A 22996-nucleotide genomic window follows, 5' to 3' on the forward strand; every position below is an offset into this window, starting at 1 on the left:
CCGGCAGGAGCGTGGGCAACCAGCCGTTGCGTTTAGATGGGCCGGCGATTAATCTCGCACAAACCCGCAATAAAGCGCACAAACATGCATAACACTCATCAAGCCATCGACCTGCCTTCCCTGCGCAAACAGAAGATCTTGTTGTTGCTGGAACGCGACGGCAAGGTCACTGCCTCCGAGTTGGTCGAGCATTTTGCCGTGTCCCAGGACACCATCCGCCGCGACCTCGGCGAACTCGCTGCCGCCGGCCTGTTGCAACGCGTACATGGCGGCGCCCTGCCCCGACCCAAGGACACCGGCAAGGATTTCTTTACCCGTGTCGGGGAAACCAACGAGGTCAAGCGCCACCTCGCTCGCGTGGCGGCGGAGCGCGTTGAAGACGGCCAGATCGTGCTGTTCGATTCTGGCTCCACCACCTTGCAGATCGCACAGTGCTTGCCCCATGCACTGCACCTGACCGTGGTCACGCCATCCCCCATGATCGCCATCGCCCTGGCCGACCATCCGCATATAAAAGTGATCCTGGCCGGCGGCCAACTCAACCCCGCCACGCTCTCCACCGGCGGCCATGACGCGGTGCGGCTGATCCAGAGCGTCAAGGCCGACCTGTTGTTCACCGGGGTTTGCGCACTGCATCCGCAAGTGGGCATCACCTCGCTGCATTTTGGTGAAGTCGCCGTCAAGCAAGCCTTGCTCGACAGCGCGTCCCACGTCATCGCCGTGACCACCTCAGACAAGCTCGGCGCGGTGGAACCCTTTGTGGTGGCGCCTTGCAGCCGTATTCATACGCTGATTACCGAGTGGGACGCGCCGGAGGTGCAAGCATATGAACAGTTGGGGTTGCAGGTGCAGCGGGTGGACGTGCAGTGATGCAAACCCTGTGTAGAGCGAGCTTGCTCGCGAAAACGTCAACAATAACGCGTGTTTCCTGAATGAACGCGGCGCCTGAACGTTTTTCGCGAGCAAGCTCGCTCCTACAAAAAGGGCACACCGAGCCTGGGCGAGGTGCCGAGTGGTGGGGCAAGAGCCTTTTGCTTACTTTTGGCTGGGCCGGCATTCCGGCTCTTTTCAAAAGTGAGCCGCTGTAAAAGCGGAACCCTAAGTAGCCGTTACCGCAGGAATGGATATGTACTCGGTCTGACACCCTGTATCGGCTGTCAGGCCGCTATCGCAGGCAAGCCAGCTCCCACAGTTGGATTGCGGGGTGTCAGGTAGGTAAATGTCGGCTGGCAGGGCGTCAGGCAGCGCTGCGGATCTTGTGCAAAGCATCCGCCACCCATTGACCAAACGCATCCACCGGCCCTTGCAGGTTGCCGAGAAAATGCGGATAGATCAGCCACAAATCCATCACCGGCTTGAAGTCCTTGAGGGGCATCGCCGCCAGGTGCTCGCGATGAGCACTGCGTTCCAGCAACGGACGTGGCACCAGGCCAAGGCCGAGGCCGTCGGCCACCAGGCCCAGTTGCAGTTCGGTGCCGAAGGTTTCCAGGTTCACCCGCAACGCCAGGCCCTGGTCAGACAAGGTGCGCTGCAACCCCGCACGGAACCCGCAACCGTCCGGGTTGAGGATCCAACCGCTCTGGTACACGTCCGCCAGCTTGCAAGGCTTCTTCGGCAACTGCGCCTTGGCACAGACCACCACCAACTCCATCTTGCCGATGGACTCACCGACCAGGTTGTCCGGGAAGATCTTGCCTGCGGGGAACAACGCCACCGCCGCATCCAGTTCGCCGCGTTCAATCTTGCCGACCAATTGGCTGCCCCAGCCGGTGGCAACCTGGGCGCGCAAGTCGGCGTATTCGCTGCGCAGGTGCTTGAGTGCGTCCAGCAGCACCACATCGCCGATGGTCTGCGGTACGCCCAGGCGCAGCACGCCGGTGGGCGGCGCATCGGTAGCCACCAGTTCGCGCAGGGCATCCATCTCGCGCAGGATCAACCGGCATTGCTCATAGACACGGGTACCGATCAGCGTTGGCTTGAGGGGCTTGGTGTTGCGGTCGAACAACTCCACTCCCAGGGCCTGCTCGAAGTTCTGCACGCGGCGGGTGATGGCTGGCTGGGTCAGCTGCAACGACGCGGCGGCATGGCTGATGGACTGGCAACGAATCACTTCGACAAAGGCATCGATATCGTCAATTTTCATTTGGGCCGCACATACAGATCAGTCATTAAGATGTGCGTGAAGCATAGTGGCCGCACACAGGTCTGGATAGCCCAGCCAGTGATCAATAACGTCTAACACTATTCAAACCGGTTCTAAATTACCTCCGGCTATAAGCTAATCATTAAAAAATAGCATATTAAAAATAAACATTATGCTTAGATAAAGCATACCAACAGCCCGATGGAATGGTCATGACCCAGGCCCGACACCCCGAGAGACTCAGAGCCTTCATAGGCGCCCTGGCGGAATTGATCGACGGCAACCCGCGTGAAGGCGACCTGCTGCACCGTGGCGGCAAGCTGCTGGCGCAACTGGTCAGCCACGATGATTGGCTGCCCGACGAGTTCGCCCAGCCCGACCCCGAGCGCTACCAGCAATTTTTGCTGCATGCCGATTCGCGCCAGCGGTTCAGCGTGGTCAGCTTTGTATGGGGGCCAGGGCAACGCACGCCGATTCATGACCACAGGGTGTGGGGGCTGATCGGCATGTTGCGCGGGGCGGAGGTTTCCCAAGGGTTTGCCCGGGCGCCGGGCGGCAGCCTGATAGCGCGAGGCGAACCCGTGCAATTGCTGCCGGGCCAGATCGAGGCAGTGTCACCCAAGGTCGGCGATATCCACCAGGTCAGCAATGCCCACGGCGATCAGGTGTCCATCAGCATCCATGTATACGGCGCCAATATCGGTGCGGTGCGCCGGGCGGTGTATCAACCCGACGGCAGCGAGAAACTGTTTATCTCCGGTTATTCCAACGCCTATCTCCCGAACATCTGGGACTTGTCCAAAGAAAAGAGCCCTGCCCTATGACCACCCTATCGACCCGCAGCTTTGCGCAGATTCGCCAGGCCCTGTTGGCACGTGAAGAAGTCGCGCTGATCGACGTGCGTGAGGAAGCCCCCTTTGCCGAGGCCCACCCGCTGTTCGCCGCGAATATCCCCTTGTCCAAGCTGGAGCTGGAGGTGTACGCGCGCATTCCACGCCGCGATACCCAGTTCACCCTGTACGACAACGGCGAAGGGCTGGCCCACCGCGCCGCCGAACGCCTGGTTGCACTGGGCTACACCCAGGTCAGCCTGCTGGAGGATGGGCTGGACGGTTGGCGACGGGCCGGTGGCGAGCTGTTTATCGACGTCAATGTACCCAGCAAGGCGTTTGGCGAACTGGTAGAGAACCAGCGTCACACGCCGTCCCTGGCCGCCGAAGAGGTCCAGGCCCTGCTCGACAGCCAGGCCGATGTGGTGGTGCTCGATGCGCGCCGTTTCGACGAATACCAGACCATGAGCATCCCCACCGGCATCAGCGTGCCGGGAGCCGAGTTGGTATTGCGCGCCCGTGAGCTGGCGCCCGATCCGTCTACGCGCATTATCGTCAATTGCGCCGGGCGCACCCGCAGCATTATCGGCACCCAGTCGTTGATTAACGCCGGCCTTCCCAACCCGGTGGCAGCCCTGCGCAACGGCACCATCGGCTGGACCTTGGCCGGGCAGACCCTCGCCCATGGCCAGGCGCGCCGCTTTGCGCCGACCTCGGAAAACCATCGCCAGCTCGCCGCCCAAAAGGCACGTGGTGTTGCCGACAAAGCCGGGGTAAAACGTGCAACGCTCAATGACCTGCAGCGCTGGCAACAGGACGCGACCCGCACCACCTACCTGTTCGATGTGCGCACCGTAGAAGAATTCGAAGCCGGCCACCTGCCGGGCGCCCGCGCCACCCCGGGCGGGCAACTGGTGCAGGAGACCGACCACGTTGCCAGTGTGCGCGGCGCGCGCCTGGTACTGGTGGACGACGACGGCGTGCGCGCCAATATGTCCGCGTCATGGCTGGCCCAGTTGGGCTGGCAGGTCTCGGTGCTGGACGACCTGCAAGCCACGCACTTCAGCGAACGCGGTGCATGGGTCGCACCCGTGCCGCCACCGCCCCAGGCCGAACTGATCAGCCCCCACACCCTTGCCGACTGGCTCAGCCATGGCGACACGCAGGTGCTGGACTTCACGGCCAGCGCCAACTACGTGAAACGTCATATCCCCGGCGCCTGGTGGGTGCTGCGCGCGCAACTGCCCGAGGCCCTGAGCAAGGTACCGAGCGCCCAGCGCTATGTGTTGACCTGCGGCAGCAGCCAACTGGCGCGCCTGGCCGTGCCGGAAGTCGAGGCCCTCACCGGCAAGCCGGTCTTTTTGCTGCAGGACGGCACGGCTGGCTGGATCCATGCGCAACTGCCCCTTGAGTCAGGCGAAAGCCACCTGGCTTCCCCGCGTATCGACCGCTACCGCCGCCCGTACGAAGGCACCGACAACCCACGGGAAGCCATGCAGGCTTACCTGGATTGGGAGTTCGGCCTCGTGGAGCAACTGGCCCGCGACGGCACCCATGGTTTCTACGTGATCTGATTCACCGCTGCACCGTTTCGCTCAACCGACCCCTTCTCCAGGCGGAGGTACTTTCCTTTACCCAACGCCTGGAGTTTTTCCCATGCTGTACGCCATTCCATTCAAACGCCTGTTGCTGGGCGCTGCCCTCGCCCTCGGCCTGCTTTCCACCGTCCAGGCTGGCGACCTGCAACCGCTGCGCGTGGCCAACCAGAAATCCACGATCAAGGCGCTACTGGAAGCCTCGGGCGAAAGCCAGAACGTGCCCTACGAGATCAAATGGTCGGAATTCCCCTCGGCCTCGCCCCTGGGCGAAGCGCTGAACGCCGGCGCTGTGGATGTCGGCGCCCTGGGTGATGCCCCTTATGTGTTCGCCCTCGGCGCCGGTGCCTCGATCAAGGTGATCAGCATCATCCATGCCGAAGGCCGTAACACCACGGCGCTGCTGGTGCCCAAGGATTCGCCGATCAAGACCGCGGCCGACCTCAAGGGCAAGAAGATCGTCACCGGGCGCGGCTCCATCGGGCACTACCTGGCGATCAAGGCCCTGAACGATGCCGGGCTGACCACCCAGGATGTGCAGTTCATCTTCCTGCTGCCCGCCGAATCCCGGCTGGTACTCGACAACGGCACCGCCGATGCCTGGGCGACGTGGGACCCTTACACCACCGTGGTCACCTCACAGAGCAATGCTCGCGTGCTGGTGAGCGGCAAGCACCTGCTGAGCAATCATCTGTACTTCGCCGCTACCGGCCAGGCCATTGCCGACAAGCGTGTGCAACTGGACGACTTTGTCGCCCGCATTGATCGCGCCTACGCCTGGGCCAATACCCATCCCGAGCGATACGCCGCTGCCCAAGCCAAGATCACTGGCCTGCCACTGGCCGTGCATATAGAAGTGGCCCAGGACACCCATCTTTCCCCGGTCACGATTGACGATACGGTGATCCATGGCCTGCAAGCCACCGCCGACACCTATGTAAAAGAAGGCCTGCTGAGCAAACACATCGACGTCTCCCAGGGCTTCGATTCCAGCTTCAACGCCAAGCGTATCCCCCTCGAACAAGCCTCGCGCTAAGGAGCAGAACATGAGCAAGCCACGTCAATTGAAACTCGGTGCCATGGTGCACGGTGTCGGCCACGGTTGGGGCGAATGGCGCCACCCGCAGGCACAACCCGACGCCAGCACGAATTTCGGCTTCTACAAGCAGCAGACCGAACTGGCCGAAGCCGCCCGGTTCGACTTCGTGTTCATCGCCGACAGCCTGCATATCCACCCCAAGTCCAGCCCCCATTACCTCAACCGTTTCGAGCCGCTGACGATCCTCTCGGCCCTGGCCGCGCTGACCACTCATATCGGCCTGGTCGCCACCGTGACCGTCAGTTACACCGAGCCTTACCAGGTAGCACGCCAGTTCGCCTCCCTGGACCACATCAGCGGCGGCCGCGCCGGCTGGAACGTCGTCACCTCGTGGCTGAGTGGCACCGCCGATAACTTCGGCAAGGCCGAGCATCCGCCCCACGCCGTGCGCTACCGCATCGCCAAGGAACATCTGAATGTGGTCAAGGGTCTGTGGGATTCCTGGGAGGACGATGCCTTTGCCTATAACAAACACAGCGGCGAATTCTTCACCCCAGGCAAGTTGCATGCGCTTAACCACAAGGGCGAATTCTTCTCGGTCAAAGGCCCGCTGAACATCGCGCGTTCGCGCCAGGGCCAACCGGCGATTTTCCAGGCAGGCACTTCGGAGGATGGGCGTAACTTTGCCGCTGAAAACGCCGATGCGATTTTCGTGCATGTGGAAACTATCGATGAGGCCAAGGCCTACAGCGCCGATTTGAAACGCCGCGCCAAGGGCTTTGGCCGCGACCCGGACAGCCTGTCGATCCTGCCGGGCATCCGCCCAATTGTCGGGCGCGATGCCGCCGAAGTGGAAAGCCGCTACCAGCAAGCCGTGGCGCTGGTCACCGTGGAAGACGCCATTGTCGCCCTCGGCCGACCGTTCAACGACCATGATTTCAGCCAGTACCCGCTGGATGCGCCCTTCCCTGAACTGGGCGACCTGGGCGCCAACAGCCAGAAAGGTGGCTCCGAACGTATCAAGCAACTGGCCCGTGACGAAGGCCTGACCCTGCGCGAAGTGGCCCTGCGTTTCTCACGGCCCCAGCGCGACTTTGTCGGCACCCCTGAACAGGTCGCGGATGCCATTCAGACCTGGTTCGAGAGCGGCGCCAGCGATGGTTTCATCATCAACTCGGTACTGCCGGATGGCCTGCAGTATTTCACTGAGTTGGTGGTGCCTGTGCTTCAACAGCGAGGGTTGTTCCGTACCGAGTACAGCGGCCACACCCTACGGGACAACCTCGGCCTGGAAGTGCCAGCGAACCGCTACAGCGTGATCGAAGCCACCGAACAAGCCCTGGCCTGAATGCTACCCCCTGTAGGAGCGAGCTTGCTCGCGAAGAACGCCCACGATAACGCGTACTTCCTGAATAAACGCGGTGCCTGTGAGTTTTTCGCGAGCAAGCTCGCTCCTACAAGGGGGTCAGGGCTTGCCACCCTCCCACATTTTTGACCGAGTACAGACTTATGACTCAACCGTCTCTCAAGGCTGTGGAGGCCGTCGATTTCGACGCCCTGCTTGATCACCTCAGCGCCGAGCTGGCCAGTACCGCGCCCCTCTATGACGAAAGCGGCGCCTTCCCCCACGCTAATTTCAAGCTCCTGCACCAACACCAACTCATCGCCCTGACCGTGCCGAAAAAACTCGGCGGCGGTGGCGCCAGCCTGTCCCAGGCGCGCAAGGTCATCAGCGCCATCGCCAAGGGCGAACCGTCCACGGCATTGATCCTGGTGATGCAATACCTGCAACACGCCCGCCTGCAAGACAACCAGAGCTGGCCCGCACACCTGCGCGTGCAGGTCGCGCAGGAGGCGGTGCAGAACGGCGCGCTGATCAATGCCCTGCGCGTCGAACCTGACCTTGGCACCCCAGCCCGTGGCGGGTTGCCGGCCACCACTGCCGTGCGCACCGCCGACGGCTGGCGTATCAGTGGGCGCAAGCTCTACTCCACCGGCAGCCATGGCCTGAGCTGGTTCAGCGTGTGGGCGCGCAGCGATGACGCCGACCCGCTGGTAGGCGCCTGGCTGGTGCCCCAGGCCAGCCCCGGCGTCAGCATCATCGACACCTGGGACCACTTGGGCATGCGCGCCACCTGCAGCCATGAGGTGGTGTTGGACAACGTATGGGTGCCCCTGGACCATGCGGTCAGCGTCAGCCCCTGGAGCGCCCCGCAAGCGGAGCTGGATGGCGAAGGATTCCTCTGGATGTCGGTGTTGTTGTCCTCGGTGTACGACGCCGTGGCCCAGGCGGCACGAGACTGGCTGGTGGACTGGCTGGAGGAGCGCAAGCCGTCGAATCTCGGCGCGGCACTGTCCACCCTGCCGCGTTTTCAGGAGACCGTCGGCCATATCGACACTTTGCTGTTCGCCAACCGTAGCCTGCTCGATGCTGCTGCCGCAGGGCACACGCCGACGGCCAATGCCGCACAAGTGAAGTACCTGGTGACCGGCAATGCGATCCGTGCGGTCGAGCTGGCCATCGAAGCCTCGGGCAACCCTGGCCTGTCACGGCACAGCCCACTGCAACGGCATTACCGCGATGTGCTGTGCAGCCGCGTCCACACTCCGCAAAATGACGCCGTGCTGCAAGGCGTCGGCAAAGCTGTGTTCAACCAGCGCCAAAAGGAACGCACATGAGTCAGGTGATTATTGCCAGCCAACTGGACGAAGATTACAACCAGGTGATCCGGGAGCGCCTTGCCCCACTGCACCCCGAAGCCCAGGTAATCGGCGTGCCGGTCGGTGTGCCCAGTGACTTGCCGCCCCACGCCAATATCCTGCTGCTGCGCCCGATCAATGTGCGGGGCTACACCGCCCCCGACACCCCGCCACCGGGCTGGCCCTACGGCGCACAGTGGGTGCACCTGGTGTCGTCGGGTATCGACTTCTACCCCCAGTGGCTATTCAACGGCCCACCCGTGACCACTTCCCGTGGCAGCGCCGCCGATAACCTGGCCGAGTTCGCCCTGGCGGCAATCTTTGCCGCGGCCAAGCATTTGCCGGACATCTGGGTAAAGGATGCCCAGTGGCAGTTCACCGCGCTGCGCCCGCTCAAGGGCACCACGCTGGGCCTTTTGGGCTTCGGCGCGATTGGCACAAGCCTGGCGCAAAAGGCTCTGGCACTGGGGCTCAAGGTGGTGGCGCTGCGTCAAAGCACAACCCCGTTCGGCCTCGATGGCGTGGAAGCGGCCAAGGACATCCACGACCTGTTTGCCCGCGCCGATCACCTGGTGGTGGCGGCCCCCCTGACGGAAGCAACGCGGCATATCATCAATCGTAATGTGCTGGCCAGCGCCAAGCCGGGGCTGCACCTGATCAATATCGCCCGCGGTGGCCTGCTCGATCAGCAAGCGCTGTTGCACGCAGTGGATAACGGCCAGATCGGCCTGGCGTCCCTCGACGTCACCGAGCCAGAGCCACTGCCCGATGGGCATCCGCTGTACAGCCATCCGAGGGTACGGCTGTCGCCGCATACTTCGGCTATTTCGACCCGCAGCAAGGAGGAAATTGCGGATACGTTCCTGGCTAATCTGGAACGGTATGTGGCGGGCCTTGAGTTAAGTAACCTCGCGAACGCCTGATGGCTTGCCCGCGAAGAGGGGGTGCCAGCCACTGAATATTCAACTGAGCCACCGCTATCGCCGGCAAGCCAGCTCCCACACTGGTCATGCATTGCCCAAAAAAAATCAGCGCCTGGCACAGATCCCTGTGGGAGCGCGGTGTGTCAGTCACTGAATATTCAACTGAGCCACCGCTATCGCCGGCAAACCAGCTCTCACAGGTTTTGGGAAGGTGGCGGGGGAAGCTCATTTGATGCGGTAGTGGAAGGTGTTGCGCACTGCCGGTACGGCAACAGCTTTGCCATCGACGATTCTCGGCTGGTAGCGAAAAGTATTGGCCGCCGCCAATGAGGGCCTGATGAACAACGGGTGACAGCCTTCCAATACCTTGGGGTTTTCAACGTGCCCCTGGATGTTGACGGTGTACTCCACCGAGCAGTCGCCTTCGATGTTCTTGTCCAGGGCGCGTTCGGGGTAGTCGGGGGCGGCCTTGCTCAAGGGTTGGTACTGGCGGATGTCGAATGCAGGGGTAGGCGCAGGCACGGCGGCTCGGGCTTTTTCCGAAGCGGCACGCTCCTGACTCAGAAGTTGCTGTTCCAACTCCCGATTGCGCTGCTCGGTCGCCATGCGCTGCTGTTGTTGCTCGAGTTTCTTTTCTTCAACCCGCTTGCGCGCCAGCGCGGCTTTCTCGAGCTTTTGCGCCTGCACCTGCGGATCAACCGTCGGCCTGGTCGGTACCGGGATGACAACAGGTTCTGCCAGCGCGGCAGCTACGGGCTCGGGTGTCGGCACAGGCGCCGGCGCCGGAGCGGGTAAAACCACCAACTGCGTGTGCATCACCCGCGGCGCATCCACCCCTGGTCGCTCCGTCGACCAGCCCAGCATCAACGCCACTGCCACCGCACCATGCAGCGCCACGGCCAGACTCGCTGCCAGGCCTTTACGCCATAAACCATCGCCGTTGGGCGCCAAGGCCAGTGCCGGACTGTGCAGGATCATCGTTGTCATTGTGGGGCCTCTGTCACCAGCCCAAGATTGCTGATGCCGCCCTTCTGCAGCACCGCCATGGCCGCCACTACACGGCCATAACCTGCATTGTCGTCAGCGCGGATATACACCTGGGTATCGCTGCGCGCCGCCACCACCTGCATGACCTTGGCGCTCATTTCTTCCAGGGTCACCGCGCTATCGGTCTGCTGGCGCGTATCCAGCTCGCCACCCAGGTTCCAGTAGTAGCCACCGTCCGCCTTCACCGACAACGTCAGGATCTGCTGGCGCGTATCGGTGGCCAGCGCCTCGGCGGCGACCTTGGGCAGTTCGATCTTTACGCCCTGGGTGAGCATGGGCGCAGTGACCATGAAGATCACCAGCAGCACCAGCATCACGTCGATGTAGGGCACCACATTCATCTCGGCCTTGGGCCCGTGCTTGCGTTGCGGCCTGATCAACATCGCTTTGCTCCTTGTTCAGGCGGCCACGGCCAGATTGTTCGAAGTACCGCGCAGCGTGCGGTGCAGGTGCACTTGCAGCTCATTGCCAAAAGCGTAGTAGCGCGTGAGCAAGGTCTGGCTGCGTGCCGCGAAACGGTTATAGGCGATCACTGCCGGAATCGCCGCAAACAGGCCAATGGCCGTGGCAATCAAGGCTTCTGCGATACCCGGTGCCACGGTCGATAGCGTGGCCTGTTGCACCTGCGACAAGCCGAGGAACGAATTCATGATGCCCCATACAGTCCCGAACAGGCCGATATAGGGGCTGACCGACCCCACCGTCGCCAGGAATTGCAGGCCCTTTTCCAGCTCAAGTTCCTGCTCGGTGATCGCTACCTGCAAGGCGCGCTCCACACCCTCGAGCACTGCCGGATCGTGGTGGTGCAGATGCTGGTATTCCTGCATGCCGGCAATAAAGATCGGCGCCACACCGCCCTCGCCCGCCTGCACGGTGTCGCGATACAAGGGTTGCAGGTCCGACGCCACGCGAAAGCGCGCCAGGAAGCCGTTGAGCTGCCGTTCCAGACCACGCAGCACACTGCTGCGCTGAATGATCAGATACCAGCTGAACAAGGAAGCCAGCAACAAAGTGACCATCACAGCCTTGACCAACAGGCTAGCGTCGCTGATCAAACTCCAGATCGTCATATGTTCCATCGTCGCGTGCATGGTAAAGCTCCTATTCGATTAAAAACGGATGACTGCGTGATGACAGCTCAGGGTAATTTCAACGCGCGGCTCACCTCGGCCCAGGGCACAAACTTGAAGTTCTGGGCTTGCTCGGGCATGCGCTTGCGCCCGTCCTGTACCACCAGCATGCCCTGGCTCCATGGCCCACCGAGGTTGACGGCAGTGACCTCCAGGCCATCGGTTTCCGAGGCGCCATCAATGCCTGCGGCCGCATTGAGGCCAACGCGCAAGGCGCCGTGCACAGCGAATGGCGGCTCGGCGTCCAGCACCAGGTAGCTGTCATTGCCTTGGCTGGAGATCACCAGGTAATCCCGCGCGGGGCTTTGATACAGCGCCAGGCCTTCGACATCTGCGTGCAGTTGCGGGCCGACTTTGATCACCGGAGTGAGCGTGGCCGGTTGGTCGGCACGGGCATCCATCGCCCACACACCGACATCTTCCTCACCGATAAACAAGCGTTGGCGCTGGTCATCGGCCACGCAGCCCTCGGGCTGGCTGTCGACCTTGAACTGACGCACCAACTCGCCCTGCACACGGCCAGCCGGTGCACTCAGGCGGTATTGCAGGAAGGTGCCATCCTTGTCATTGGCGAACGCGTAGAGCTCACCGCTGGCGGGCTGGTACAGGCAGATGCCGTAGATGTCCTTGAGTGGCGTGGGGACCTCACCGGCTTCAAGCAACTCGCCGCTCTGGCGGTCGATGCTGAACAGGCTCAGGCTATTGCGGTCGCGATTACTCGCCACGGCCAGGTCGACGGTGTGCGTACCGAGTTTGAAGCCAGGGCGTATGTCGACATTGTTCAGGCGCCCCACTGCCAGCTCCTGCAACAGCTTGCCGTCGAGATCGTAGGCCAACAGGCCCTGTTTCTTGTTGGTCCCCAGCACACGACTTTTGGCCGGCGTTTCAGGGTGAACCCAGATGGCCGGGTCATCCGCCGCGTCGCCTTGGCGACCCACGGGTTCGGTCTGGCGCAGTGCGGCGACTTGCGCAAGTATCGGCGCAACCGGCACCGGCGTGGCTTGCCAGTCAAGGCGGCCCTGATAGAGCTGCTCGCTGTCGTCGTCCCGCACCAGCACCTGCCGGCCCTGTATCACCAACTGCTCCGGTTCCTTGAGGCCCGGCAAGGCCAGGCTGGGTTGCTCAACCCAACGTTCCCCGACTTGCTGGAACAGGTGCAATTGCGCGGTTTTCGGGTCCAACGCGAGCATCCCGCCCGGCACCAGTGCCATGGCGCCTGCTTCGCGCTGGGGATCGTCGAACAGCGCCACGGGCGTGCGCTTCACCTCGGCTTCCGGGTGCGCCGGGTAGGCCCACCAGCCGACGTTTTGCTCGTTCACTACCAATCGCTCGGCCGCATCATCCACTTGGCAGAATTGCGCCGATGGCGGCAGTGGCAGGCTGCGAACACGCTGCGCCTGGGCCAACAGCGTCGAACCATTGCCCACCAGCCACTGCTCGCCCTTGCCCTCTTCACCGACCAGAAACACAAACAGGTTGGCCGCCGAATCGCGATAGAGGCACAGGCTATTTACCGCGAAGTCGCGGGTCGGCAGGTACAGCGGCGTACCCCAGGTTTTGCCGGCGCCATCGAGACCGATCAGCAAGGCCTGCTGGCGGTCGTTATCGAGGCTGGCGATCAGCGATTGAGTGCCGGCAGCGCGTGTGTCGAGGCTGCTGAAACGGCCTTTGAAGCGGGCCAGTTCGACGCCTTTATCGTCGAGCAGCAGCAGGCCGTCGCGGGCACTGGCGGCCACGCGCTGGGTGCCGCCGGGCAGGAAGGCAACGGCCTGGGCGTTCAGGCTGGGTGCCCAAGGGGTCAGCGGTAGGTCAGTGGCGAACGCATTGGCGCTGCTAACCAGTACGACCAGCAGGCACAGCTTGGAAATTCTCATGAACAGACAATCCTTCGAAAACAATGGAGATCCCGTTTGGGAGGGCTTGCCCTGATGCCCTGTAGGAGCGAGCTTGCTCGCGAAAAACTCCCAGGCGCCGCATTCATTCAGGCGCCCCGCGTCATCGTTGAAGTTTTTCGCGAGCGAGCTCGCTCCTACAGGGGCCAGGGTTAGAAATGGGTGAACGTCAGGCCCAACTTGTAGGTGGGACCGTACTCTTCGTACTGGCCGTTGTAGCTTCGGTGGCCGGTATAGACGAAGTACGACTCGTCGGTGAGGTTCTGTGCCTCGAAGCTGACCTGCAGGTTCTTGGTCAGTGAGTAGCGCGCACTGAAATCAACGAAGGTTTGCGCGTCGACGTGCAGGTCATGAGCCTTGTCATTGATCGACGCCAACTCATACAAATAGGCCGATTTGTAATTGGCCGACAGGCGCAGGCTGAGGGTGTCGTCTTCCCAACCGAGCATCAGGTTGCCGACCGTGTCCGACTGGTTGGGCAGGCTGATGTTGCGCTTGCGATTGCGCCCGCTGGCACTGTCGAAGCCCTCGATGTCCGCGCTGGAACGGCTGAAGGTGCTGTTGGCACCGATCATCAGGCCGTTCCATGGCGCAGGCAGCCAGTCGAACTTCTGTGAGTAGGCCAGTTCCAGGCCATACAGTTTGGCGCTGTCGCCGTTGGCAAAGGTGTGCGCCTCGGCGAAGTTGGCCCAGGCACCGGTACCAGCCACGTCGGTGTTGTAGACGAAGTTCTGGATGTCTTTGTAGAACACGAAGGCCGACACGGTACCGGCACGGCCCATGAAATGCTCGATGCCCAGGTCCAGGTTGCTCGATTCCAGAGGCTTGAGGTCCGGGTTGCCGAACGTGGCCTCGTCATCGTCGATCACAAAACCCGGGGCCAGTTGGCCAAAGGTCGGGCGCACCACCGATTTGGTCCAGGCGGCGCGCACCTGGGTGTTCTTGTCAATCTGGTAGCGCGCATGCAGGCCCGGCAGCCAATGGTGATAACGGCGCTTGGTCTCGGTGGCGCTGAACTGGCCGTCCGTGGCACCGGTGCCCTTGGCTTCGAACTCGGTACCCTCGTAACGCATACCGGCGATGAAGCGCCAGTCGTCAATATCGACGGTGTTCATCAGGTAGCCGGCATTGATGTCTTCGCGGATGGTGAAGTCGTTGACAGTGGATTCGGTCGGGTCATAGAAGTCATCACGGTTGAGGCCGCCGATCAACTGGCGGATATTGCCCGCGCTGATGCCTGGGCCAAAGCGGCCGAGGCGGTAGTCGACGTTGCCCTTCTGGAACTGCGTGAGGTTGAGTTGTTCATCGCTCAAGCCCTGTTCATCCAGGTCCTTGTAGACCCAGGCCTCCAGGTCATTGTCCTTGTGGCGCCGGCTGACCTTGCCGCCGAACTTGAACTGGGATGCGTAACCGCGCAGGTCATAGTCGCGGGCCAGGTCCAGGCGCAGGTTCTTCTCGGTGTCCTGGGTGTGCTGTTTTTCCCAGTCGACTTTGTCGAGGCTGAAATTGGCGGGGTCGTAGAAACCGCTACCAACGAGCGGGCGCGGCTTGGCCGTGTCGTAGAAGCCGCTGTCGGCAAAGTCACCGCCGTCGAAGGTCGCACCGGCAATATGCCCCGGGCTGTCTTCGCTGGAACGGCTGTAACCGGCCTGGCCGCTCAAGGTCCACAGGCCGAGCAGGCGTTCACCGCCCAATACGTAGGACTGGATTTGCTGGGTTTCCTCGCGGTTCTTGAGCTTGCGTTTGCCCTCGGCTTCGCCCAATTCACCGGGCGCTTGCGGGTCAGCGAACTCGAGGCTGGCGGCGTTGCGGGTTTCGGTGTCCTTGTAGCGGCTGTAGAGGGTGCGCAGGTAGTAGCTGCTCAGGTCATCGGGCTTGTAATCGAAGTTAAGGCCACCACCGGCGCGTTCACGGCTGATGTCATAGTCGCGCTGCTCGAATTTGTTGAGCCGGGCGCCGTTGGTAAAGTCCCAGGCGCCGCCGGTTTCGACGTTGTCCGAGCCGAAATCACGCTTCTGCCAACTGAGGGCCGCGGCCACGCCAAAGTTGTCGATACCGTCGCCGAGGCTGAACCGGTTACTGGCGGCGCCGGAGAATTTCGGGCTGGTCTGGTGCGTGTTCTTGTCGTAACTGGCCTCGGTGCTGCCGGTGTAGAACAGGCCCTTGTGATCGAACGCCGAGAGGCTCTTCACATCGACGGTGCCGCCGAGGGAGTTGGCGTCCATGTCCGGTGTGAGCGTCTTGATCACGGACAGCGACTGCACCAATTCCGAAGGCAGAACATCGAGGGCCACGGCGCGGCGCTCGCTCTCGGGGGATGGCACCAGGGTGCCGTTGATGGTCACGCTGTTGAGGTCCGGGCCCAGGCCGCGCACGCTGACAAAGCGGCCTTCGCCCTGGTCACGTTCAACGCTGATGCCCGGCAAGCGCTGCACCGCCTCGGCAACGTTCTCATCCGGCAACTGGGCGACGCCGTCGGCATGCACTACGCTCTTGATACTGTCGGAAGAGCGCTGCTCCTTGAGGGCGCTGTCGATCGCAGCGGCTTGGCCGACCACATCGACATGCTCGGTGGCCGCTTCCGCGGCGTTGAGCCGCTCGCAGGCTATCGCCAGAGCCAAGGCGGTAAGCGTAAAGCTGACGAGCCCGGTGCGCTTGTACATGAAACCCTCCCCAAGAATCCGTTGGCGCCAGGCAAGGGGCCCGGCAACTGGGAGGGCACGCTAGGGGGCAGGCGTGACGGTTCTGTGACAAGGTTGCGGGCAGAGCCTGTCAAAGCGGGTTTACAGGCTTCTGGAGCGGATAAATGAGCTGAAATGACCTCAGTCAGATGCGGGAGCAAGCGGGCTTGCCTGCGAAGACGGCAGTTCAATCGACAGAGAAGTCGAATGTGCCGCCAGGTAACCACGATGCGAAGCGAGCCGCTCTTGCTCTTGCTCTTGCTCTTGATCTGCTTTTGATCTTAGGCGCCCCGTTAAACCACGCTGGCCGAAATTCGACAGGGATTTGGGGGGTAAACCGGCAGGGATGCCGGTTTAGCCGCCCCGCGCCATGGATGGCGCGTGGCGGCGGCCCCCCAAATCACTGGCGGATTACGGGCACACCGAGCCTAAGCGAGGTGCCGAGTGGTGGGGCAAGAGCGTTTTGCTTACTTTTGCGCTTTTCAAAAGTGAGCCGCTGTAAAAGCGGAACCCTAAGTGGCCGTTACCGCAGGAATGGATATGTACTCGGTATAAACAGTGTCGCCTGTCAGGTCGCCATCGCAGGCAAGCCAGCTCCCACATTTGGAACGCTGACCGTCAGATAGATAGAGGCCGGCTGCCAGGCCGTCTTCGCAGGCAAGCCAGCTCCCACATGGGCTCTATGTCCAGCTAAAAAATAGGCCGACGGCATGAGCTGATTCGACCCTCCCCGCCCGTCATCCAACCGTCACATCCATCTGCTGTGCTGGCGCCCATTACTCATTTGCCCAAGGACCCGTGGCCATGTTTTCCGTGCTCAAACCCCACCGCTGGAAACTCGCATTGCTCCTGATCGCCGCCAACCTCGGGCTGATCCTGCACCTGGCCTGCGGCGAGCTCAAGAGCGTCAGCGAATGGGTGTGGCTGGATATCATCGGCGAAGGCGGTTCGGCGCTGCTCGCGCTGATCTGGCTGGGCCTGGTATTGAAAAGCCGCCCCGCCGGACGGGTCACCCAATACCTGGCGCTGGGGCTGTCGTGCATCTTTTTTTCCTGGTGGATCGACAGCCTCGACGAATTCATCCGCCTGCCTGACAGCATCTCCTGGGATCACTGGCTGGAGTCAGGGCCAATGCCGGTGGGCATGATCCTGCTGACGATTGGCATTTATCACTGGCACCACGAACAACTGGCGATCAGCGCACAGATGGAAAAACGCGAGCGGTTGTTTCGCGAGCATCGGCTGTTCGACAAACTCACGCCCCTGGCCGGCGCCGACTACCTCAAGCGCCAACTCGCCGACAGCCTGCGCGACAGCCAAGCGCAGCAACAACCACTGTCGTTGTTGGCCCTGGACCTGGACAACTTCGCCACCATCAACCAGGCCTACGGGCATGCCGAGGGTGATGCGGTGCTACAGGCGGTCAGCCATGTGCTGCTGCTCAACCTGCGTCGCCAGGACCTGTTGTGCCGCCTGGCGGGCGATCGTTTTGTGGTGCTGCTGCCCAACACCGGCGAGCGCCAGGCCCAGGGCCTGGCGCTGGAGTTGCAACACGCGGTGCAGAGCCTCGCCCACAAGAGCCGGCAACAGGGCGAACGCCTGCAACTGACGGCGACCACGGCGGTGGTGATGGCCTTGCAAGAGTCACCTCACGAGCTGCTCAAGCGGCTGAATATGGGCCTGGCCCGGGCCAAGCAACCCCTTGCGAAAAGTGCCTGAAATGGCCGTGAAAACCAGCTGGTATGAAAACGACAGCCGCTTCATCCCCGGTCACTATCAACCCGCCACGTTGATCGACCTGGGCTTGTCCCGGGACATCGACAGCCATCGCCTACTGCGCGGCACCGGCCTGTTCCACGAAGACATCCTGGCCGGCAATGCGCGGTTGAGCCCGCAGCAGTTCCTGGGTTTGATCGGCAACAGCCGCAAACTGCTGGATGCCGATGACAGCAGTTTCCTGTTTGGCCAACGCCTGCTGCCCGGCTACTACGGCGCCGCCAGTCATGCGCTGGGGCATGCACAGAACCTTCATCAGGCCCTGGATATCCTGATCCAGCAACAAGCGCTGCTCAGCCCGCTGGCCACGCTGCAACTGGAGCTGGATGAGCACCACGCTTACCTGTATTGGTTGGACAGTTGCGGCGCCGGCGAACACTGGCGCTTTCTGCTCGAAGCCAGCATGACTTCACTGGTTGCCATGAGCCAATGGCTCAGCGGCCAGCGCTTGCCGTGGGTGTGCAGCTTCAGCCACGCCGAACCTCGGTATGTCGAGCAATACTGGGTGCATCTGGGCGAACACACGCGCTTCGAACGCCCTCTGAACATGATGTGCCTCCCCCGTGAATACCTCACCCACACCTGGCCGGGTGCTTCGGCCACGGCGGGCCAGGTCGCGCGCCAGCAAGCCCTTGAACAAATCGAGCAACTGGGCTTTGCCACAAGTTTTCTGGACTGCCTCGATGCCTACCTGCGCGAACACGTGCGCCAGCCACCAAGCCTGGAACAGGCCGCCCACACCTTCGCCATGAGCCCGGCCACGCTAAAGCGCAAGTTGCAACGGCACGACACCGGTTTTCAGCAACAGGTCGACCGGGTGCGCAAGCATGTGGCGTTGCACCTGTACCAGGCCAAGGGGTGGAGTAACGAGCAAGTAGCGGCGTACCTGAATTTCAACGATGCGGCGAATTTTCGGCGCTCGTTCAAGCGGTGGACGGGCAGCACGCCCAACCTGATCCGTCAACTGTTCAGCAGCCGCTAGCCAGGCGTTCGCGCAGGAACTCCACCAGCGCTTGCACCGGGCGTGAACTCTGGCGGTGCTGCGGGTACACCGCCGACAGGGTCAAGGCCTCAGGAGCGAAGTCCTCCAGTACCTTGACCAGACGCCCATCCTTCAAGGCCTCGCTGACAATGAACGTCGGTAGGTAGGTAACGCCCAAACCGGCTATCGCGGTATCGCGCAGCAGGTCACCGTTGTTGACGCGCATGCGCCCACTGACGCTCAACGCTTGCACCTTGCCTTTGAAGCGCCATTGCACCTGGCGGCCGTGGCCGTAGGGCAGGCAGTCGTGCGTGGTTAAATCCTCGGGTTTCAAAGGCGTACCCCGCAGCGCCAGGTAGTCGGGGCTGGCGCAATACACCCGCTCGATAGCGGCGATCCGTCGGGCGATCAGGGTGGAATCTTCCAGGGTGCCGATGCGTAGCACCAGGTCGTAGCCTTCGCCGATCAAGTCCACCGGACGGTCGCTCAGGTCAACTTCAACGCAGACCTGCGGATGCTGGCGCAGGAACAACGGCAACAGGCAACCCAGGTGCGCCATGGCGAACGACAAGGGTGCACTGAGGCGAATGGTGCCGCGGGGTTCGCTGTTCTGGCCGGCGATGCCCTGCTCCACTTGCTCCACCTCACCGAGCAGGCGCAAGGCCGACTCATAGTAACTCTGGCCCAGCGGCGTGACGTCCAGGCGCCGTGTGGAGCGGTTGAGCAGGCGTACGCCCAGGCGGTCTTCCAGTTGGATCAGGCGGCGGCTGACAAATTGCTTGGACAAGCCCAATTGCTCGGCGGCGGCAGTGAAACTGCCGGATTCCATGACCTGGCAGAACAGGCGCATGTCTTCGAAGGGGTTCATTGTCGCTTCTCAGGGGACGATAGGCTGTTTTATAGCCCGTCAGTGGTCACACCACAAACCAAAATGTGAACACGATCAAATGTTGGAGAGAACTTGCCCTAATGCCCTCTGTAGGAGCGAGCTTGCTCGCGAAAACCCCATAGACGCCGCGTTTATTCAGGAAGCACGCGGTTATCGTTGACGTTTTTCGCGAGCAAGCTCGCTCCTACAAAACAGGTTACTTGGCAGCGAACGCCGAGTAGCTGTTCATCAGGTTGCGGTAGTTGGGAATGCGCGGCGAAAGCAGGTTGGCCAGGCCTTCCATATCGTTGCGCCAGTCCACTTGCAGCTCGCAGGCCACGGAGAACCAGTTGACCAGTTGCGCACCGGCGGCGGTCATACGCGCCCAGGCGGCTTGTTGCACGGTTTCGTTGAAGGTGCCGGAAGCGTCGGTGACCACGAAAACCTCGAAGCCTTCGTCAAGGGCACACAGGGTCGGGAATGCCACGCACACGTCGGTCACCACACCGGCAATGATGATCTGCTTGCGGCCGGTCGCCTTGACGGCCTTGACGAAATCTTCGTTGTCCCATGCGTTGATCTGGCCAGGGCGCGGAATGTACGGCGCGTCGGGGAACAGTTCTTTGAGCTCAGGCACCAGCGGGCCGTTGGGGCCGCTTTCAAAGCTGGTGGTCAGGATGGTCGGCAGGTTGAAGAACTTCGCCACGTCGGCCAGGGCCAGCACGTTGTTCTTGAACTCGTTGGGGGAAAAATCCTGCACCAGGGAGATCAGGCCGGTCTGGTGATCAACCAACAGCACAACAGCATCGTCTTTGTTCAAGCGCTTGTAAGTCATGGGTAACTCCTTTGGGGATGGGGTGTTTTTCAAAAAGCAAAGCAGGAGCAGCCGAACGCCCCCCAGAAACCCTGGAAGTCGCTGACCGGCACGCTGGAAAGGCGCGCTTTTTCATGGCTGTGGGCATGCACGCCACAAGGGCCGCTGCACTGGTGAACCTGGGCCTGCATCGGCGACGTCGGGCGCCAGTGCCCTGGCACCTTGACCACCGGCGACCAGTCGGGCAGCACCGGTACTCGTGGCGGTGCGAAATCTTCGAAGTCGCCAGCGCCGTACACGACCTTGCCGCCGACCACGGTCAGCACCGACTCGATCCACTTGATAGCTTCTTCCTCGATACTGAAAAAGTCCGCCGACAACGCGGCGACATCCGCCAATTGACCGACCTTGATCTGGCCTTTCTTGCCCTGCTCGGACGAGAACCAGGCGCTGCCGTGGGTGAACAGCTCCAATGCGGTAAGGCGCGGCAAGCCCTCGGCGTGCAGCTCCAGGCCACCGACGGTACGGCCGCTGACCATCCAGTACAGCGAGGTCCAGGGGTTGTAGCTCGACACGCGGGTGGCATCGGTGCCCGCCCCAACCGGCACGCCTTCGGCCAGCATGCGCTTGATCGGCGGTGTGGCTTCGGCGGCCTTGGCGCCGTAGCGCTCGACAAAGTATTCGCCCTGGAACGCCATGCGATCCTGAATCGCAATACCGCCACCGAGGGCACGCACACGTTCGATGTTTTTCGGGGTGATGGTTTCGGCGTGGTCGAAGAACCACGGCAAGCCATTGAACGGAATATCGCGGTTGACCTTCTCGAACACGTCAAGCATGCGCGAGATGGACTCGTCGTAAGTGGCGTGCAGACGGAACGGCCAGCGCTGTTCCACCAGGTGGCGCACCACCGGTTCCAGCTCCTGTTCCATGGTCAGCGGCAGGTCCGGGCGGGGCTCGAGGAAGTCTTCAAAGTCCGCCGCCGAGAACACCAGCATCTCGCCGGCCCCGTTATGGCGCAGGTAGTCATCGCCCTGATGCAGGGTGACGCTGCCGGTCCAGTTCTTGAAGTCGCTGAGCTCTTCCTTGGGCTTCTGGGTGAACAGGTTGTAGGCGATGCGCACCGTCAACTGTTGATCCTTGGCCAGTTGCTCGATCACCGCGTAGTCATCGGGGTAGTTCTGGAAGCCGCCGCCGGCATCGATGGCGCTGGTCAGGCCCAGGCGATTGAGTTCCCGCATGAACTGGCGGGTGGAGTTGACCTGGTATTCCAAAGGCAGTTTCGGGCCCTTGGCCAAGGTCGCATACAGGATCATCGCGTTAGGCCGCGCCACCAGCATGCCGGTGGGGTTGCCGTTGCTGTCGCGCACGATCTCACCGCCCGGCGGGTTCGGCGTGTCCTTGGTGTAGCCCGCCACCCGCAGGGCTGCGCGGTTGAGCAAGGCGCGGTCGTACAAGTGCAGCACGAACACCGGGGTGTCCGGGGCGGCCTGGTTGAGTTCTTCCAGGGTGGGCATGCGCTTTTCGGCGAACTGGAATTCGTTCCAACCGCCCACCACGCGTACCCATTGCGGCGTGGGCGTGCGGTCGGCCTGGTCCTTGAGCATGCGCAAGGCATCGGCCAGGGACGGCACGCCTTCCCAGCGCAGTTCAAGGTTGTAGTTCAACCCGCCACGAATCAGGTGCAAGTGCGAGTCGTTGAGGCCGGGAATTACGGTGCGGCCCTTGAGGTCGATGACCTGGGTGCCGCTGCCGCGCAGGGCCATGGCTTCGCCGTCGGTACCCACGGCGACAAAGCGCCCTTGGTGGATGGCCACGGCGGTGGCGCGTGGGTTTTCCCGGTCCACGGTGTGGAACTGGCCATTGAACAGAATCAGATCGGCGTTCATAGGGTTTCCTTTACAGAGGCTTCAAGCCAGGGAGCGAACAGGCGGGTGGCCGCCGGCATCAGCAGGTACACCACCAGCAACACGATGGTCAGGGTGACCAGGAAGGTGGAGACCACGTAATTGGACAGAAACGGGTGCAACCGCAGGATCGGCCCCCAGATAAACGGCAGCAGCAGGGTTTGCGGCAGGATCACAAACAGGCTGACCACCGCCTGCTTCCAGCGAGGCGGCTTGGCACCACCCTCGGCCTGGGGCGTGAACCAGAATTCATTGGCCGCGCCGATTTCCGTCTGGTCGCCGTCCGCCAGCATCGGCGCGGCTTCGTCGATCAGGGCCTGGCGTTGCGGGGAGCCGAGCCACAGCTCAAGGGCGCTGGTGGAGCTATAGCGCAGCACGCAAGTGAACAGCGCCATGCCGTTTTGCTGGCTGCGCACCACGTCAACACCAAGGTGCCCAGGGCGTTCGCCCGCGATGCGCACGATGCGGCGCAACCAGGCTTCGTACTCGACTTCAAAACCGGGTTTGACCCGGTGCTTGACGACCAGGGTGACGACTTCGTCGGGGCCGGTGTTGGTGGTTGAATCCATGGCTGAGTGCTTCCCCGGAGTATTGAGCGATGGGGAGAGTCTGGCGGCTTGGCGGCTGGGGAGAATTGGATGTATGTGCTGTTTGGCTTATTGCCGGCAA

General features: G+C 62.2%; 19 protein-coding genes. 9 read left to right on the forward strand and 10 right to left on the reverse strand.

Going from position 1 to position 22996, the window contains the following annotated elements; genetic code table 11:
• The first annotated feature begins 84 nt into the window (after positions 1-84).
• A complete protein-coding gene (locus tag GIV26_RS09370) occupies positions 85-870 on the forward strand; it encodes a DeoR/GlpR family DNA-binding transcription regulator (RefSeq protein ID WP_054898675.1) in 786 nt (261 codons plus the stop codon).
• A gap of 367 nt (positions 871-1237) precedes the next feature.
• Here GIV26_RS09370 and GIV26_RS09375 read toward each other — a convergent pair whose 3' ends face one another.
• Entirely contained in the window at positions 1238-2143 is a 906-nt protein-coding gene (locus GIV26_RS09375; RefSeq protein ID WP_032896831.1) for a LysR family transcriptional regulator, read from the reverse strand.
• Between the two features lie 212 nt (positions 2144-2355).
• Between GIV26_RS09375 and GIV26_RS09380 the strand changes: the two genes are divergently transcribed.
• From GIV26_RS09380 to GIV26_RS09405, 6 genes are all read left to right on the forward strand, one after another.
• Complete coding sequence (locus GIV26_RS09380) at positions 2356-2967, forward strand: cysteine dioxygenase (protein WP_236280220.1); 612 nt, start codon at positions 2356-2358, stop codon at positions 2965-2967.
• Positions 2964-4547, forward strand: a complete 1584-nt coding sequence (locus GIV26_RS09385; RefSeq protein ID WP_236280221.1) for a rhodanese-related sulfurtransferase — start codon at positions 2964-2966, stop codon at positions 4545-4547. Before GIV26_RS09380 ends, GIV26_RS09385 begins: the two co-directional genes overlap by 4 nt.
• An 82-nt stretch (positions 4548-4629) precedes the next feature.
• A complete protein-coding gene (locus GIV26_RS09390; protein WP_236280224.1) occupies positions 4630-5604 on the forward strand; it encodes an ABC transporter substrate-binding protein in 975 nt (324 codons plus the stop codon).
• Between the two features lie 10 nt (positions 5605-5614).
• A complete protein-coding gene (locus GIV26_RS09395) occupies positions 5615-6955 on the forward strand; it encodes an LLM class flavin-dependent oxidoreductase (RefSeq protein WP_034127403.1) in 1341 nt (446 codons plus the stop codon).
• Positions 6956-7116: 161 nt separating this feature from the next.
• A complete protein-coding gene (locus tag GIV26_RS09400) occupies positions 7117-8286 on the forward strand; it encodes an acyl-CoA dehydrogenase family protein (protein ID WP_236280225.1) in 1170 nt (389 codons plus the stop codon).
• On the forward strand, positions 8283-9230 hold the full coding sequence (locus tag GIV26_RS09405) for a D-isomer specific 2-hydroxyacid dehydrogenase family protein (RefSeq protein WP_236280227.1): 948 nt from the start codon (positions 8283-8285) through the stop codon (positions 9228-9230). The genes GIV26_RS09400 and GIV26_RS09405 overlap by 4 nt, the downstream gene beginning before the upstream one ends.
• Before the next feature lie 225 nt (positions 9231-9455).
• On the opposite strand, the gene GIV26_RS09410 is transcribed toward GIV26_RS09405, so the two are convergent.
• From GIV26_RS09410 to GIV26_RS09430, 5 genes are all read right to left on the reverse strand, one after another.
• Positions 9456-10217, reverse strand: a complete 762-nt coding sequence (locus tag GIV26_RS09410) for an energy transducer TonB (RefSeq protein ID WP_236280229.1) — start codon at positions 10215-10217, stop codon at positions 9456-9458.
• Positions 10214-10660 (reverse strand): protein TolR, encoded by a 447-nt coding sequence (gene tolR, locus GIV26_RS09415; protein ID WP_014718165.1) that lies wholly within the window; start codon positions 10658-10660, stop codon positions 10214-10216. The genes GIV26_RS09410 and tolR overlap by 4 nt, the downstream gene beginning before the upstream one ends.
• 15 nt (positions 10661-10675) lie before the next feature.
• Complete coding sequence (gene tolQ / locus GIV26_RS09420; RefSeq protein WP_236280231.1) at positions 10676-11368, reverse strand: protein TolQ; 693 nt, start codon at positions 11366-11368, stop codon at positions 10676-10678.
• Between the two features lie 47 nt (positions 11369-11415).
• Positions 11416-13281, reverse strand: coding sequence for a phytase (locus GIV26_RS09425; RefSeq protein ID WP_236280233.1), 1866 nt, complete (start codon positions 13279-13281; stop codon positions 11416-11418).
• A gap of 170 nt (positions 13282-13451) precedes the next feature.
• On the reverse strand, positions 13452-15962 hold the full coding sequence (locus GIV26_RS09430; protein ID WP_236280235.1) for a TonB-dependent receptor: 2511 nt from the start codon (positions 15960-15962) through the stop codon (positions 13452-13454).
• An 822-nt stretch (positions 15963-16784) separates the two neighbouring features.
• On the opposite strand from GIV26_RS09430, the gene GIV26_RS09435 reads away from it, so the two are divergent.
• Both GIV26_RS09435 and GIV26_RS09440 read left to right on the forward strand, forming a co-directional pair.
• On the forward strand, positions 16785-17699 hold the full coding sequence (locus GIV26_RS09435) for a GGDEF domain-containing protein (RefSeq protein WP_054898662.1): 915 nt from the start codon (positions 16785-16787) through the stop codon (positions 17697-17699).
• A gap of 1 nt (position 17700) precedes the next feature.
• On the forward strand, positions 17701-18738 hold the full coding sequence (locus tag GIV26_RS09440; RefSeq protein WP_236280237.1) for an AraC family transcriptional regulator: 1038 nt from the start codon (positions 17701-17703) through the stop codon (positions 18736-18738).
• Here GIV26_RS09440 and GIV26_RS09445 read toward each other — a convergent pair.
• From GIV26_RS09445 to GIV26_RS09460, 4 genes are all read right to left on the reverse strand, one after another.
• Positions 18725-19606 (reverse strand): LysR family transcriptional regulator, encoded by an 882-nt coding sequence (locus tag GIV26_RS09445; protein WP_032903519.1) that lies wholly within the window; start codon positions 19604-19606, stop codon positions 18725-18727. The genes GIV26_RS09440 and GIV26_RS09445 overlap by 14 nt on opposite strands.
• Before the next feature lie 217 nt (positions 19607-19823).
• Positions 19824-20441 carry an isochorismate family cysteine hydrolase YcaC gene (ycaC, locus tag GIV26_RS09450; RefSeq protein WP_003191905.1) on the reverse strand — a complete coding sequence of 206 codons (618 nt, stop codon included), beginning with the start codon at positions 20439-20441 and terminating at the stop codon, positions 19824-19826.
• Between the two features lie 29 nt (positions 20442-20470).
• On the reverse strand, positions 20471-22309 hold the full coding sequence (locus GIV26_RS09455; protein ID WP_236280239.1) for an amidohydrolase: 1839 nt from the start codon (positions 22307-22309) through the stop codon (positions 20471-20473).
• Entirely contained in the window at positions 22306-22896 is a 591-nt protein-coding gene (locus GIV26_RS09460) for an antibiotic biosynthesis monooxygenase (RefSeq protein ID WP_054898659.1), read from the reverse strand. Before GIV26_RS09460 ends, GIV26_RS09455 begins: the two co-directional genes overlap by 4 nt.
• Between the last annotated feature and the right edge of the window lie 100 nt (positions 22897-22996).

It is taken from the genome of Pseudomonas sp. PA-1-3F, from assembly GCF_021609665.1.
Taxonomy (GTDB): domain Bacteria; phylum Pseudomonadota; class Gammaproteobacteria; order Pseudomonadales; family Pseudomonadaceae; genus Aquipseudomonas; species Aquipseudomonas paracarnis.

Bases quoted from the DNA above. Each gene is read 5' to 3' on its own strand.
- ycaC (WP_003191905.1), bottom strand. From the start codon at position 20,441: ATGACTTACAAGCGCTTGAACAAAGACGATGCTGTTGTGCTGTTGGTT.
- GIV26_RS09435 (WP_054898662.1), top strand. From the start codon at position 16,785: ATGTTTTCCGTGCTCAAACCCCACCGCTGGAAACTCGCATTGCTCCTG.
- tolR (WP_014718165.1), bottom strand. From the start codon at position 10,660: ATGTTGATCAGGCCGCAACGCAAGCACGGGCCCAAGGCCGAGATGAAT.
- GIV26_RS09425 (WP_236280233.1), bottom strand. From the start codon at position 13,281: ATGAGAATTTCCAAGCTGTGCCTGCTGGTCGTACTGGTTAGCAGCGCC.
- tolQ (WP_236280231.1), bottom strand. From the start codon at position 11,368: ATGCACGCGACGATGGAACATATGACGATCTGGAGTTTGATCAGCGAC.
- GIV26_RS09430 (WP_236280235.1), bottom strand. From the start codon at position 15,962: ATGTACAAGCGCACCGGGCTCGTCAGCTTTACGCTTACCGCCTTGGCT.
- GIV26_RS09370 (WP_054898675.1), top strand. From the start codon at position 85: ATGCATAACACTCATCAAGCCATCGACCTGCCTTCCCTGCGCAAACAG.
- GIV26_RS09380 (WP_236280220.1), top strand. From the start codon at position 2,356: ATGACCCAGGCCCGACACCCCGAGAGACTCAGAGCCTTCATAGGCGCC.
- GIV26_RS09400 (WP_236280225.1), top strand. From the start codon at position 7,117: ATGACTCAACCGTCTCTCAAGGCTGTGGAGGCCGTCGATTTCGACGCC.
- GIV26_RS09445 (WP_032903519.1), bottom strand. From the start codon at position 19,606: ATGAACCCCTTCGAAGACATGCGCCTGTTCTGCCAGGTCATGGAATCC.
- GIV26_RS09390 (WP_236280224.1), top strand. From the start codon at position 4,630: ATGCTGTACGCCATTCCATTCAAACGCCTGTTGCTGGGCGCTGCCCTC.
- GIV26_RS09395 (WP_034127403.1), top strand. From the start codon at position 5,615: ATGAGCAAGCCACGTCAATTGAAACTCGGTGCCATGGTGCACGGTGTC.
- GIV26_RS09405 (WP_236280227.1), top strand. From the start codon at position 8,283: ATGAGTCAGGTGATTATTGCCAGCCAACTGGACGAAGATTACAACCAG.
- GIV26_RS09385 (WP_236280221.1), top strand. From the start codon at position 2,964: ATGACCACCCTATCGACCCGCAGCTTTGCGCAGATTCGCCAGGCCCTG.
- GIV26_RS09440 (WP_236280237.1), top strand. From the start codon at position 17,701: ATGGCCGTGAAAACCAGCTGGTATGAAAACGACAGCCGCTTCATCCCC.
- GIV26_RS09460 (WP_054898659.1), bottom strand. From the start codon at position 22,896: ATGGATTCAACCACCAACACCGGCCCCGACGAAGTCGTCACCCTGGTC.
- GIV26_RS09410 (WP_236280229.1), bottom strand. From the start codon at position 10,217: ATGACAACGATGATCCTGCACAGTCCGGCACTGGCCTTGGCGCCCAAC.
- GIV26_RS09375 (WP_032896831.1), bottom strand. From the start codon at position 2,143: ATGAAAATTGACGATATCGATGCCTTTGTCGAAGTGATTCGTTGCCAG.
- GIV26_RS09455 (WP_236280239.1), bottom strand. From the start codon at position 22,309: ATGAACGCCGATCTGATTCTGTTCAATGGCCAGTTCCACACCGTGGAC.